Source organism: Microbacterium paludicola (genome assembly GCF_015235415.1).
In the GTDB taxonomy this organism is placed as follows: Bacteria; Actinomycetota; Actinomycetes; order Actinomycetales; family Microbacteriaceae; genus Microbacterium; species Microbacterium paludicola.
This window is the reverse complement of sequence record NZ_JADGLL010000058.1, coordinates 1-14,168: the sequence shown is the minus strand read 5'-3', so window position 1 is coordinate 14,168 and position 14,168 is coordinate 1. Positions and strand designations below refer to the sequence as shown.

Annotated in this window: 6 protein-coding genes and 1 pseudogene; all 7 read right to left on the bottom strand. The window is 71.9% G+C overall.

All coding sequences use genetic code 11. The features are described from left to right. The coding region (locus tag IR155_RS14610) for an RDD family protein (protein ID WP_194210351.1) at positions 1-517 on the bottom strand (517 nt) is incomplete at its 3' end. A 153-nt stretch (positions 518-670) separates the two neighbouring features. Next, on the bottom strand, positions 671-3,082 hold the full coding sequence (locus IR155_RS14605; RefSeq protein ID WP_135115533.1) for a transglutaminase-like domain-containing protein: 2,412 nt from the start codon (positions 3,080-3,082) through the stop codon (positions 671-673). Next, positions 3,079-4,368 (bottom strand): DUF58 domain-containing protein, encoded by a 1,290-nt coding sequence (locus IR155_RS14600; RefSeq protein ID WP_135115532.1) that lies wholly within the window; start codon positions 4,366-4,368, stop codon positions 3,079-3,081. Before IR155_RS14600 ends, IR155_RS14605 begins: the two co-directional genes overlap by 4 nt. 22 nt (positions 4,369-4,390) lie before the next feature. Beyond that, positions 4,391-5,362 carry an AAA family ATPase gene (locus IR155_RS14595; RefSeq protein WP_135115531.1) on the bottom strand — a complete coding sequence of 324 codons (972 nt, stop codon included), beginning with the start codon at positions 5,360-5,362 and terminating at the stop codon, positions 4,391-4,393. Positions 5,363-5,381: 19 nt separating this feature from the next. Beyond that, positions 5,382-11,585: an Ig-like domain-containing protein gene (locus tag IR155_RS14590; RefSeq protein ID WP_135115530.1), complete on the bottom strand. Its 6,204-nt coding sequence runs from the start codon at positions 11,583-11,585 to the stop codon at positions 5,382-5,384. Positions 11,586-11,715: 130 nt separating this feature from the next. Continuing rightward, positions 11,716-13,788 carry an acyl-CoA dehydrogenase family protein gene (locus tag IR155_RS14585; RefSeq protein ID WP_135115529.1) on the bottom strand — a complete coding sequence of 691 codons (2,073 nt, stop codon included), beginning with the start codon at positions 13,786-13,788 and terminating at the stop codon, positions 11,716-11,718. A 172-nt stretch (positions 13,789-13,960) separates the two neighbouring features. Next, positions 13,961-14,168 (bottom strand): annotated as a pseudogene (locus IR155_RS14580) (hypothetical protein); the annotation flags it as partial.

The window sequence follows — 14,168 nt, the reverse complement described above, 5'->3', positions numbered from 1 at the left end:
CGTCACGCATGAACGCCTGGGCGACCTTGTCGTGCCAGCCCTGGTTGCGGCCGCTGCGGTCGAACAGAACCGAGAAGTATCCGACGACGATCGCCGCCGCCGCGCCCCAGATCAGGTTGCGCAGCAGCGCCCGCCCGAAGCCCAGGGGCGCGCCGCCGTCGATGCGCACGAGCTGCAGCTTCATCAGCCGCATGCCGATGGAGCCGTGGCCGCCCTGCATCGCGCTGTAGACGACCCACCACGCGAAGCCGAGCAGCCACGCGATGACACCGAAGACGAGGGCGACGAGGAACGTTCCCAGCGCCTCGGCGAGGAGAGAGCCGATGAGCATCCACACCGCGAGGCCGGCGACGACGATCGCCGTGTCGATGGCGAACGCGGCGACCCGCCGCCCCAGAGCGGCCGGCGAGCCCGGCATCGGTGTGGGCCCGGCCGGAGCGGGGTACCCGGGGGTCGCACCCGGGGGCGGCGGGTACGCCCCGGAGCCGGGCGTCGCGTAGGGGTTCGGTGTCGTCATGTCAGCCCTCCTCCTTCAGCGCCATCGCCTCGGCGCGCCTGCGGCGAGCGTCGTTCATCACAGGCCCCGCGGCCTTATCGTCCCATCCCGGGCGGCCTCGGGCCTCCCCAGCGGGTGGGGAGAAGAACCCCCTGCGGCCGCTGCGCATCCGGGTCATCGCCGGCTCTCCCCCGCGGCTGACGCGATCCGGGTCCGCAGCGAACGCACCCCGGTCGCGAGCCGCGAGCTCTGCGTCAGGGAGCGCAGGTTCACGCGCGCCCGCAGGCGCTTCCACACCGACGCGCGCTTGCTCATCCCGACGACGACGCCGTCCACCTCGGCCCAGAACGCGTCGATCTCCTCCTGCGTGGGCTCGCCGGGGCCGAACACACCGGCGTCGGCGCGGACGGCGAGGCTCTGCACGCGCGGCTCGTCCAGGATCGCGACGAGCTGCGCCGACTGCTCGTAGCGCGTGGCTCCCACCGGCACGCCGCGTCCGTAGTCGACCGCCCGATCCATCAGCTCATCCCAGCCGCCGCTGATCCGGTCGGCCGGCACCGGCGCCTCCCGGCGCTTGCGGCGCCGCGAGGCCTTGATGCCGCCGATGATCACGAACGGCGCGAGCAGAAGGGCGATCGTGCCGAGGCTGATCCCGCCGACAGCGAGCACGAGGCCGAGGTAGCCGGGCGTCGGCTCGGACTCCTCCTCCGCCTTGCGGTCGTCCGTCACCAGCGGCGGCTCGTCGGCGTCCTCGTTCGGCGGAGGCGGCGGCTGCAGCGGCATCGGCTGGGGGTCGGCCTTCGGCTGCGTCGTCTGGTCCTTCGGCTCCTTGTCCTCGTCGGGCGTGGTGTCGAAGGCGACCCAGCCCGCGTCCTCGAAGGCGACCTCCACCCAGGCGTGCAGGTTGCCGCCGGTGGCGACGAGTTCGCTGCCCGAGGCGTCCTCCGCGTGGAAGCCCATCACGACGCGGGCGGGGATGCCGACCTCACGCGCCATAAGCGCCAGCAGCGCCGCGTACTGCTCGTCGTCGCCGACCATCTGCTCGGCCGTGGCCATCGTCGACAGGCGGGCCGACCCGTGTCCCGACAGCGAGTACTGCTCGTCCTTGAGTCCGTGGCTGAAGTACCCCGACTCCATGAGGTGGGTGCGCAGGGCCTCCACCTTCGCGAACGGCGTCGTCGCCTTCTGCTTCGAGATGGCGTCGGCGGCGATCTCGCGCAGCCGCTCGGGCACGGCCACGGGCCGGGGAAGATCCACGGCCGCGAAGCGATCGGCGGCGAGGTCGGCGTCCGAGGGCCGCGGGGGCACGACGGTGCGGAACGTGTACGCGTCGCCCGACCTCAGCCCGGTGCGCACGACCCCGGTGCCCGTGGCGGGGTTGTAATAGGTCGCGCGGCGGAGGGCTTCGGCGCGCTCACCCTCGAACTCGAGCGCGTCCACGTATCCCGCATCCGGCAGCCAGACATCCCCGTACTCGCCGATCTCGACCCGCACGTCGGCGGGGGTCCCCTCGACGTCGCCGGCCATGTTCGAGCGCAGCGGCGTGAACGCGCTCGACGAGTCGGAGACGTTGTACACGACGCCCGAGTACGCGTCCATGGTCCCGAGGCGCACCCTGGCGCCCGCCGGGAGCCCCGTCACGGTGAACAGGGGCGTGTCGGAGAAGTCCTTCACGTAGATCCGGAAGTCCTGCATCGGGCTCGGGTACTGCCGGATGTCGAAGGGCGGGATGATCACGTCGCGGATGACGTACCGCACCTCGTGCGGTGGGGCGAGCAGGGTCGAGGCCCCGCCGACCGCCGCGGCGACCGCGAGCACGCCGGCCGCGGATGCGACCCGGCGCACAAGATGCCGGCGGTCCTCGATGGGCTGCGTGCCCGAGGAGAGGGCGACGGCGCTGCGCGCCGGAGCCCAGGCCGCCCTGACCGTCAGCCACACGATCGCCACGACGGCGAGCAGGATCCCCTGCACGACCGGGGCGGCCGGCTCGGAGGTGCCGAGCGCGATCTGCAGCGCCAGGCAGGCGACCGCCGGAAGCAGCGCCCAGGCGGGCTGCCGCACTCGCAGCGCGAGGCTCCCCGTGACCACCGCGAAGACGAGCAGCATCAGGTACGGCACGACCAGGTGGCCGTCCTCGGCGGCGACGGGGGCGACGGTGGTCAGCAGCGACTTCCACGACGTCACGACGCCGAGCGCGAGGCCGCGCAGGGTCTCCCCGGTCGGCACCACGCCCGCCAGCGCCGTGTGCGGAAGCGCGAAGAGCCCGCCGAACACGAAGTACGCGACGACGGTCGCCGCCGCAAGCAGCAGCACGCCCCACCGCTGCAGCGTGCCGAGCGCGGCGATTCCGAGCCCGAGGATCAGTCCGCCGAGGCCGGGAAGCAGCGCAAGCGGCCCGTCGAACGTGGGCCAGAAGCCGATGACCGGCACGAGCAGCAGCAGCGCCACCGCGCCGAGGTCGAGTGCCCAGCGGCGCGGCTCGCGCGGCGCGGCCGACGCGGCGGCGCGCGCCTGCCGGCGCGACGGGGCGGCCGCCTGGCTGCCCGCGGGCGGTGCGAGCACGGGTCCATCCTGCAGCGCGGTCATCCCAGCACCCGCCTCAGCGACGGCGCAAGGTGCTCCAGCGCGCCGATCGTGATGACATCCGCCTCCCCGATGCGGCGGCGGCCAGGCTCCTCACCTCGCGCCGCGACGACAACGAGGGCGCGCGAGCCGAGGGGCATCCGTGACACGGCGGCCTGCAGCTCGGCGGCGGTGACACGACTGCCGCAGGCGAGCACGACGATGCTCGCGGCGGGAGCCGCGGCGGCCACGGCCCCCGCGAGCGCGGCGGCGCCGCCCTCGCGCGGGCGGGTGTGCTCCACGCCCGCGAGCGCGTCGAGGAGGTGCTTCTGGGTGTCGCTGCGCAGTCGTCCGCTCTGCGTGCGCACATCCACGCGGTACGAATCCCGCAGCGCACGCAGGCCCAGCGATCCGATCGCCGAGACCGCGAGCTCGAACTCATCCGGGTCCGCATACTCGGCGGGGTGGCTCGACAGCCCCATGACGAAGTGCGAACGACGGGTCTGCTCGTAGGTGCGCACCATGAGCGTCCCGGTGCGGGCGGTGGATCGCCAGTGGACGTGACGCAGGTCGTCGCCCGGCTGATACTCCGACAGCGCGTGGAACGCGATGTCGTCGCGCGTCAGCTCGCGCGAGGTCATCCCCTCGAGGTCGCGCACGAAGCCGAGCGACTGGCCGTCGAAGCGGACGGTGCGCGGGTGCACGTAGAGGTCGACCGGCTCGTCGCGGCTGTCGACCCGCTCGAACAGCCCGAGCGGGTCGCCGCGGACGATGCTGACCGGGCCGACCGGCAGCACGGCGCGGCGCGTCGTCGGGATGGCGAACAGCTCCTCGACGGCCTCTCCCGGCGTGAGGTGCCTGATCCCGAACACCCCGCGTCCCGGGCCGACGGGCAGCACAACCCGCGAGGGAAGGATCGCCCGCTGCCCCGAGTTCGCGAGGGTGAGGGCACCGACCGCGCGTTCACCGACCACAACCCGGGTGCGGGTCAGATCGAGGCTGACGTCGTAGGTGGTGCGCCCGATGAGGAACAGCAGGCACAGGATGAGCACGGCCGTCACGACCACGGCCGCGACGGTGACCTCGCGCCAGCCGAACCGCAGCCCGACGATCCAGAGCACCGCCGCGGTGCCGATGAGCACCCAGCCGGTCGGGCGCACGACACCTACGACCCGCCGCACGCCGGCGAGGCCGCGGCCCCACAGGTACGCCGCCACCTCGCGCCAGCTCGCCTGCGCGGCGGCGTCGGCGTGCGCTGTCGCCGCGGACGCGGCGGCCTCGTCGGGAGCGGCGTGGGGTGCGGTCGTCATACGGTGGCGTCGGCTCGGCGGCTCAGGCTGCAGTGCGCGTCTGCGGCGCGGCGACCTTGTCGAGCACGCGGGAGATCACGGCCTCGGGCGTGGTTCCCACGAACTCCGCCTCGGGATCCATCACGAGGCGGTGCGCCCAGACGGGCTCGGCGAGTGCCTTCAGGTCGTCGGGGATGACGTAGTGACGCCCCTGCGCGGCGGCCCACACCTTGGCGAGGCGGACGAGGGCGATCGCGCCGCGCACCGAGACGCCGATGCGCGCATCCTTGTCGACGCGGGTCTCCTCGGCGAGCTCCGCGGCGTAGCGGAGCACGGCCGGCTCGACGTGCGCCGTGGCGGCGAGGTCGGCCATGTCGGACACCGCGCTGGTCGTGATGATCGCGCTGAGGCTTGCCGACGGGTTGCGATTGGCCGAGCCGGCGAGGATCCGCTCGGTCACCTCGACGGTCGGGTAGCCGATCGACGTCTTGATCAGGAACCGGTCGAGCTGCGCTTCCGGCAGCTTGTAGGTGCCCGCCTGCTCGATGGGGTTCTGGGTCGCGATGACGAGGAACGGCCGGCCCACCTCGTGCGGCGTGCCGTCGACCGTGACGCGGGATTCCTCCATCACCTCGAGCAGCGCCGACTGCGTCTTCGGGGACGCGCGGTTGATCTCGTCCGCCAGCACGATCGACGCGAACACCGGGCCGCGGTGGAACTCGAACGTGTGCGACTGCTGGTCGTAGATCGTCACTCCCGTCACGTCGCTCGGCAGCAGATCGGGGGTGAACTGGATGCGGTTCGAGGTTCCCTGCACGGTCGCGGCGAGCGCCTTCGCGAGGCTGGTCTTGCCGGTGCCGGGGGCGTCCTCGAGCAGCACGTGCCCCTCGGCGAGCATCGCCGCGAGCACAAGGCTCACGACCTCGCGCTTGCCGAGCACCGCCTTGTCGACGTTGTCGACGAGGCGGTGGAAGGTGCCCTGGAACCATGCCGCCTGCTCGGGGGTCATCGTCATCTCGGGGAATGTCCTCTCATCAGCAGCAGCCGTTGCGCCACACGGCGTGATCCGCGTAGCCCCATCCGACGATGTGAATCACCACGTTCTTCTGGGGCAGGTTCGCGTCGTAGAAGCAGTTCATCCACGCGGTGTCGTTGCTGCTCAGGTGGTGGGTCTCGGTGCCGCCGAACTGACCGCCGGGGTTGCTCTTCGTGCCGGTGTGGCATTCCAGACGGTAGTTGCCCTCGGGGAAGTTCTGCACCTTCACGCCCACGAACTCGCAGTTGTCGTAGCGGCACTCCCGCGCGTGCTTGGCGCCGTTGTCCGCGCCCTGCAGCGTCTGCGCGGTCGCGGGCTTGGGCTCGTCGACGGTCCTGACCTGGGGCGAGATCGCGCTCGCCGTGCCGCCGGGGTTCGCGGTGGCGCGGACCTCGACCTGGCCGGTCTTGTTGTAGCCGTCGGCGCATGTGCGCGAGCCGCTCACCGGCACGTCCTGCCATCCCGCGCCGTCGAAGAACCGTGCCTGGACCGCGACCGGGCGCCCGTTCGCCGACCCGCTCGCATCCCACGAGCAGGTCACGTGCGTGCCGTTCTGGCTGAGCACGGCGTTCGCCGACGGGGCGTGCGGCGGACCGTAGGGGCTCGCCGCGGCCGACTGCGCCGACGCCGGCCCCGGAGCCGACTGGGTGCCGTCCGCCACCGCGTACGCCCGTGCGGCGACACGGTACTCCGCGCCGTTCTGCAGCCCGACGATCGTCGCCGAGGTGCCGGCGGCCTCCTGCCATGCGCCGCCGTTGACGCTGTACTGGTACCTGATCTCGCTCGCGTCGACACCCTCGGCCGTGGCGGGGGCCCACGACGCCTGGATCTGCCGGTCACCCTCCGTGACGGTCGGGGTTCCCGGCGCTCCCGGAGAGGTGAACTGCCGCAGCGAGGCGCTCGGCTCGCTCCATCCGCTCCAGCCGGCCTTGTTCTTCGCCATGACGCGGAACGTGTACTCCGCCCGATCGGTCGGCAGCGTCACGACGAAGCGGGTCGCCGACGTGCTGTGGAGCTCGCCGTACTGGGCGCCGCCCTTGAGGATCTGCACCTGGTACGCGTCGACCTCGTCGCCGCCGGCCGGCTCGCCGGTGACCGCGTTCCAGGTCACCTCGACGCCGCCCGCGGTGGCGCCGACCGACGACTGCCGCGTCGCCGCGGGGGCCGCGGGAGCCGCGGGCGGCTTGGCGGGAGTGTTCCGCGTGGAGGCGGGGCTCCAGTCCGACGGCTTCGGCGCCAGGTTGTGGGCGCGGACGCTCACGCTGTACGCCTGGCCGTTGAGCAGCCCGTCCCACCACAGCTGCGTCGTGCCGGCCGCGACCGTGCGGGTGTCGATTCCGTTCGGCGGCGTCGGCTCGATCCGCAGGTCGTACTTGGTGATCGCCGACCCCTCGGTCTTGGGGGCCTCCCACGTCGCGAGCAGCCCGCTGTCGCGGAACTTCGGCAGCTGCGGAGCCGCGGGCATGTTCGGGCGCACATCCGGGCGCACGTCGCCGCTGACGGGAGACGGCTTCGACTCGCCCACCTCGTTGACGGCGGTGACCGTGAACGCGTAGGTCACGTTGTTCGTCAGCCCGGTGAGGGTGCACGTCGTCTCGGGGCAGGTCCAGCTCTTTGTGCCGCCCTTCACCGTGGTGACGCGGTACTCGGTGATCGCCGCGCCGTTGTCGGCCGGCGGTCGCCAGCGGAGGGTCGCCTCCCGGCTCTGCACGTTCGTGGCGCTCGGCACGCCGGGCGCATCGGGTTCTCCTCGCACCGTGACGGTCACCCTGGCGTCCGCGACGCGATCCACATCCTGCGTGCTGTCCTGGATCCGATAGCGCACGACGAGCCGGCCGTGGAAGTCGCCCGCCGGGGTGATCGACACGCTGTCGGCATCGAACGTGACCTCGGCGTCCTCGGGGGCGCCTGTCTCGAGCTGGGCGCCGACGACCTCGAGCGGCGCCTCTCCGTCGAACGGGTTCACGTCGTTCTCGAGCACGGGCACGGTCAGCCTCTGCCCCGCGTTCCACTCGGCAACCGTGTCGTCGGTGGCCACCGGCAGTGGCCGGGTCGACGCCGTGACGGTCACCTCGATGTCGGCGGTGACGGGATCCGGATCGTTCGGGTTCGGCTGGCCGTCGTCGGCGAGGATCACGACGTTCGCAACCGTGCCCTTCAGCCCCGCATCCGCGGTGACCCGCAGCGTCGTGTCGTTGACGATCTCGGCGGTGATGCCCTCGGGCTGCTCGGCCACCTCGAAGCTCACCGGATCCTGGTCGATGTCGGTGGCGAGCCCCGCGAGGTCGATCGTCGCGGGCTCGGGATCGCCGGCGCCGACCGTCACCGCCGCACCCTGCATCTCGGGGGCCTCGTTGTCGGCCGGCGTGACCATGATCGGGATCGACAGCATCGCCGTGCGCCCGTTCGGGTCGTCCGGGCCCGACCCGTCCGTCACCTCGAACGTGACGGCGTCGGTGCCGGAGTATCTGTCGGCCGAGGTGTACCTCAGCGTGTACTCGTCGACCACGAGCGACGAGCCGTCGCTGTGCGCCGCGCTGACCTTCTCGGCCTCGGTGATGCGCACGGGCGCGCCATCCGTCGTCCGCACGTAGGTCTCGAGCGGAAGCTCGATCGTCTCGCCGCTCTGCACCCGCGCCGGCTCGACCTCCGGCTTGATCGCGGGCCGGAGGTCCTCCTCGCCCGGCACGTGGATGAAGGCGCGCCCGACCTGGTCGTCCTCGTCGGTCACCGTGTACTCGACGAGACGACGCTCCGCGCGGATCTCCACCGTCGCCGTGCCGTCCGGGTCGACGACGACGCCGGCATCGGGATCGACGATCTGCGGCACGAGCACGTCCTTCGTGCCATCCGGGTCGACGTCGTTCGCTGTCACGGAGATGGTTGCGCTCCCGGACTCGATCTCCTCCGGGCGGATGCGGTCGTCGTTCGCGCGGGGCGGCACCGGCGGGGCGTCCTCGTCAACGGTGATCTGCAGCACGCCGAGCGAGCGGGCGCCCTGCTCGTCGGTCACCACGTACTGCAGCGACGTCTCGAGCTCCTCCTCCGGCGCGGTGACGATCACGTACTTACCGTCCACCTCCGCCTCGACCTGCGGATCCTCCCCCAGGATCAGGCCGCCGTCGCCTTGAATGAGCCCGACGTTTTCCCCGTCCGGGTCGGAGTCGTTCTCCAGCACGGGCGCGGCCACAACACGGCCGGGCCTCATCGTGAGGTTGTCGCGCACGGCGAACGGCGCCTGATTCTGGGCCGCCTTCCCCGCGATCCCGATCCGCACCGTACCGGTCGCCTCCGCGCCCTGCGTGTCGCGCACGGTGTACGTGAAGGTGTCGAGCCCCGCCGCGCCCGCGTGGGCCTTGTACGCGATCGACGTCGCGCCCGGCGTGGCGACGCCCTGTTTCGCCGCCGAGGCGAGCCCTACGAGCTCGACCGAGTCGCCGTCGGGGTCGATCGCGTCGAGTGGGACCTCGATCGTCGCCTCGGCGCCGTCGAGCGTGCGGGCCTCGATGTCGAGCGGCCGCGGGGCGTTGTTGTTCTCGGCGTCCATCGGCTTGACGTCGATCGCGATCTCGGCCGTGCCCCGCTCGCCCCGAGAGTCCTCCGCCGCATACGTCACGTGCACCGTGCCCGGTTGATCGCTCGCCCGGTAGCGCACCATATCGCCGGAGACGAAGGCGCTGCCTGCCTCGGGATCCTTCACGAGCTCGGGATCCAGCGCGAACTCGTCGTCGTTCGGGTCGTAGTCGTTCTCGAGCACCGGGATCGTCACGACGTCGCCGACGCGCACGACGGCACTGTCGTCGTTGAGGACCGGCGGCTTCGCCTTCGTCTCCTTCGGCAGCGCGAGCACCATGACCTCGCCCGTGGCGGTGTCGACGCCGTTCGAGATCGTGTAGCGGATGCTGACCTGTCCGCCCTCGCCGGAGAGCCCCGCGTCGGCGACACGGAGGGTCTCGTGCCCGATCACCGACACCGCGATTCCGCTTGCCGGGTCGACCTCGACGCCCTGCACAACGAGGACGCCGCCCGCCGGATCGGAGTCGTTGCCGAGCACGTTGACGAGCGCATCCCCGCCGGGCGGAAGCAGCGCCACGTCGCGCACCGCGACCGGCGGCGCGCTCTCTCCCGTCGGCTCGACGACGTCCACGCGCACCAGGCCCTCGGCGGGAGGGGCGCCCGCCGCGGCGACGAGGTAGTCGACGTAGTAGGTGCCCACGCGGCTCGCCTGGAACGTGAACGTGTCGTCCACGAGGTCGGGCACGATCGTCGCGTCCTCGACCTGCGCCACCTGGGTCAGCTCGATCGGCTCCTCGCTGGAGCTCAGGTCGTTGGCGAGCGGGCTGACCGTCCCCTGCTGGCCGGGGCGCACAACGAGGTGGTCGGCGGTCGCGAGCGGCGGGGTCGGACCGGGCGGGCGGACCTCGACGCTGAACGTCCCCGTCATCGCCGCGCGGCCGTCCGACACCGTGACGTTGATCTCGGTCAGGCCCTGCACCCCGGCCGTGGGCCGGTACGTCACGCGGCCGTCCGCGGTGAACTCGACCTCATCGCCCTCCGGCGCGGCGACGGCCTCGAGGTAGACGTCGTCGCCATCCGGATCGATCCACTCGGACAGCACGTTGTAGGTGACCGAGCTGTCGGCGGACACCGGCACGGCGAGCTGCCGCAGCTGCACGGGCGGCTCGTTCGCATCCTCGGGACGCACATCGATCGTCACCGTCGACTCGGCGACGCCGCCGAGACGTCCGTCGCTCACCTGATACCGGAAGGTCGGGACCGTGGTCGTGCCCTCGTCCAGCGTGATCTGCAGGGCCGTGCCGTCGTTGATCGCCTGGATCTGGGTACCAGCGGGCGGCGCGTCCGGAAGCGAGACGACGAGCACGTCGCCGTCGGGATCGCTGTCCGCACCCGCACCCTCGGGGCCGTAGCCGCTCAGCACGGGCAGGATGGTCGACGCGCCCGCGCGCGCGCCGAACCGGTCGGGGTTCGGCTTCGGCGCATGGTTCTCGATCCCGCGGTCGGGCGGGGACGGGTTCGGCACCTCGACCGTCGTCGGGTCGGGGTTCTCCACGCCCTCGCCCTTCGGGGGCGTGAGGTCGTCCCAGTTGTCGACCTTCTGCAGCACGTCGCTCGCGAGCCAGGCGGCGCCGCTGAAGACGTTGTTCAGCATGACGACGTCGCGGTTCACGCGGAAACGCAGCTCGCCCTCGGTTTTGTACTCGTCGATCGCCGAGGTAAGGTCGCCAGCCCCGTGGCAGTCGCGGACGAAGCGGCCCGAGTCCATCCAGGCGCTGTAGGCGCAGCCGCTCAGCCACACCGGCTCGGCGGGGCGCCCCGACAGGCCACCCGAGGGGGTCGCCGCCGGCTCCGATCCGTCGAGCGGGATGCTCAGCAGCTCGGTGCGCGTGGCGACGAGCACCGCGTCGCCGTCGGCGGCATCCAGGGCGAGGCGGGCGTCCTCGGGCTCGTCGAGCGCGAATGCGGGCTGGCCGGGAAGGTGAACGACTCCCGCCGTCGCGTCGAGGAGCGCCGGCTTGTCGCCGACCGAGGTGATCGACAGCTCGGCGGTCTCGTCGAGGCCCTCGACCTGCTGCTGCACGATGGCCTCTTTGTCCACGTCGCCCTCGGGCTTGACGGGAATCGTGTGGACGGTGCCCTTCTCCGCGGAGGCCGCGAACACCGTGCCGTCGCGGCCGACGGTGACGACCGCGCCCTCGCCGAGCTTGTCGAGCGTGGGCTTCGTCTCGCCGACGGCGAAGGACGGAAGCCCCGCGAGCGGCACGACGTACAGGGAGCCCTTCGCGCGATCGAGGATGGCCACGGTCTGCGCGGCGTAGTCGACGACCGCGTCATCCGGCACCGTCACGCTGTCGCGCATCGAGACCGACGCGGTGTCGATGCGGCCGATCGTGTCGTCGCCCGAGTCGTGGACGAGCACGGTGTCGCCGTCCTGCAGCACCTCGTAGTCGGCCGTCGGCGCGCCGAGCTGACCGTCGAGCACCTGGGACTCGGCGTTGAAGTGGCCGATCAGCCCGGCCTCCGCCTTGGTGATCCAGACGGACCCATCGTGGAGGTCGAGCTCGGTTGTCGGGTTGCCCTCGTAGGCGACGGCCATCGTGGCGATCCCGAGCGCGGCGATGCTGACCACGGACGCGCCGACGAGCGTGCGGGGGCGCACGCGCAGCCACGCCATGGCGCCCATCGCCTCACCCCCTCGGATCCTGGCGGCTATCCTAATCGGCCGTACCTGCGCGCCCTTGTGGAGAGCGGGAGCCCGCCCCGCACGCGAACGGGACCGGGATCGTCGATCCCGGTCCCGTTCGGCGATGCGCTCAGCGCGTGGAGGGCTTCTTCTCCTTGGCGGGCGCCGTGCCGCTCGCGGCGAGGTCGGCGTAGTACGCGGCGGCCTCATCCTGGCGCTCCTTCTCGGCACCCGACGCGATGGGCGCGCGCACGTGCTCGGGGGCGAAGCCGAACGCGTCGACGAGGTCCTGCGCGTGCGGGCGCAGGCGCAGGCAGAGCCGGTCGATGTAGCGGCCGACGGCGATCGCGCGCTGGTTCGAGAGGCGGCCGTGCATCAGGTACCACGACAGGTGCTTCTCGAGCAGGCCGAGCCCGAACAGGTCGCGCAGCCAGCCGAGCACCTGCTTGGTGCCCGCGTCCTCGACGGATGCGACGGCGTCGGTGAACGCCTCCCACTGCAGCAGCTCAGCGTGAGCGCGCGCGGCCTCGAGCAGCTCTACCTGGTTCTCGTTGAACAGCGCGGCCGCGGCGTCGGGGCTGAGCTTCGTCGCGGCGCGCAGGCGCCCGGCGACATCCGCGACCATCTGCTGCACGCGGTCGGTGAGCAGCTCGTGCTGGTCCTTCGCCCGCAGCCCGAGCTCGACCGAGCGCGCGACCTGGCCGAGGTCGGCGACGGCCTGGCCCAGCTGGCGGAGTCCGGCGCCGTGGAAGACCTTGCCCGCGGTCTGGCCGACGACGAAGGCGGCGATCTCCTTCGAGTCCTTGCCCTTGAACTGCTTGGCGTAGTCGCCGAGCAGCCGCTTGCCGACGAGCTGCAGCAGCACGTTGTTGTCGCCCTCGAACGTGACGTAGACGTCGAGGTCGGAGCGCAGGCCGACGAGGCGGTTCTCGGCGAGGAAGCCGGATCCGCCGCACGCCTCGCGCGCCTCCTGCACCGTGTCGAGCGCGTGCCACGTCGACAGCGACTTCAGCGCGGCGGCGAGCGTCTCGAGGTCCTCGCGGCTCTCCTCTGTGTCGTTCGTCCCGCCGAAGACGGCGTCGAACTTGCGCAGCAGCTCGTCGTGGGCGAACGTCTGCGCGTAGGTCGTCGCGAGCCGCGGGATCAGGCGGCGCTGGTGCTTGCCGTAGTCGAGCAGCACCGTCTCGGCACCGGATGCGCCGGCGAACTGGCGCCGCTGGTTTCCGTACGTCACGGCGATGTTCAGCGCGAGCGCGGATGCCGTCGTGGCGGCGCCGTCGAGCGAGACGCGGCCCTGCACGAGCGCACCGAGCATCGTGAAGAAGCGGCGGCCGGGGCTCGCGATCGGGCTGGAGTAGGTGCCGTCGGCGGCGACGTCGCCGTAGCGGTTGAGCAGGTTCTCGCGGGGGACGCGCACCTCGGTGAAGTGAAGGCGCCCGTTGTCGATGCCGTTCAGGCCGCCCTTGACGCCATCGTCCTCGCCGCCGACGCCCGGCAGGAACTCGCCGTTCTCGTCGCGGATCGGCACGAAGAAGCAGTGGACGCCGTAGTTGACGCCGCCCGTGATGAGCTGCGCGAACACGGTCGCGGCGGTGCCGTGAACGGCGGCGTTGCCGAGGTAGTCCTTCCAGGCGCCGCGGAACGGCGTGTGGATGACGAACTCCTCGGTCTCGGGGGCGTACGTCGCGGTCGTGCCGATCGCGGCGACATCCGATCCGTGGCCCGTCTCGGTCATCGCGAAGGCGCCGGGGATCTCGAGCTCGATCGCGGCCTTCAGCCACTTGTCCCAGTGCTTCTTGGTGCCGAGCTGGTAGATCGCCGACGTGAACAGGCCCCACTGGACGCCGGCCTTGATCTGCAGGCTGGGGTCGGCGAGCACGAGTTCCTCGAAGCTCGCCAGGTTGCCGCCGTTGTTGTTCTCTCCGCCGTACTCGACGGGGAACGCGCGGCCGATCGCGTTGTGCTGCACGAGCAGCCCGAGCTGGCTGTACACGCGCTCGCGGTGCTCGTGGTGCGTCTGCCCGTCAATGCGCCAGAACGCGGAGTCCTTGAGCATCTCGCGGGCGGTGCGACGGATGTCGCCCCAGGTGCCGAGCAGCTTGTCGGTGACGAGGGGGATGTCGATCCGGGGGGCGTCGGAGGGCGCGACCTCGTGGGTGGGCTCTGCGTCGGACGCCTGCGGGCGAACAGAGGTGTCTGCCATGTCTGCCTCTCACTGGCTGGGGATGGTCGGATGCCGGTCCGTCGGTGGACACGGGCGATCGCCTCAACCGTAGGACGACCACAAGCGCTCGATAAACACCTTGTGGGTCGTAGACAGGTCGTCGGCGAACGGTCGGACGACAGGATGTGCGCGCGCCACAGTCGCCGCGGCGTCAGCGCTCCCGCTCGGCCTTGGCGCGGGCCGCGGCCTCGTCGAGCCAGGCGGGCCGCTTCGGCGCATCGGGAGCGGGCTCGGCCGCGGGGGTCGGCGCCGCATCCGGGCGGGGCGCTTGGCGCGCGTTCCGCGCCCACGCCGGCAGCTCGGCGACCGTGCGGACCTTCGCGGTGACCGACTTCGCTGCGGGCTCGCTGTCTCTTATA

Excerpts from the sequence above, each read along its gene's own strand:
- IR155_RS14605 (WP_135115533.1), bottom strand. The coding sequence starts at position 3,082 with ATGACCGCGCTGCAGGATGGACCCGTGCTCGCACCGCCCGCGGGCAGC.
- IR155_RS14600 (WP_135115532.1), bottom strand. The coding sequence starts at position 4,368 with ATGACGACCGCACCCCACGCCGCTCCCGACGAGGCCGCCGCGTCCGCG.
- IR155_RS14595 (WP_135115531.1), bottom strand. The coding sequence starts at position 5,362 with ATGACGATGACCCCCGAGCAGGCGGCATGGTTCCAGGGCACCTTCCAC.
- IR155_RS14590 (WP_135115530.1), bottom strand. The coding sequence starts at position 11,585 with ATGGGCGCCATGGCGTGGCTGCGCGTGCGCCCCCGCACGCTCGTCGGC.
- IR155_RS14585 (WP_135115529.1), bottom strand. The coding sequence starts at position 13,788 with ATGGCAGACACCTCTGTTCGCCCGCAGGCGTCCGACGCAGAGCCCACC.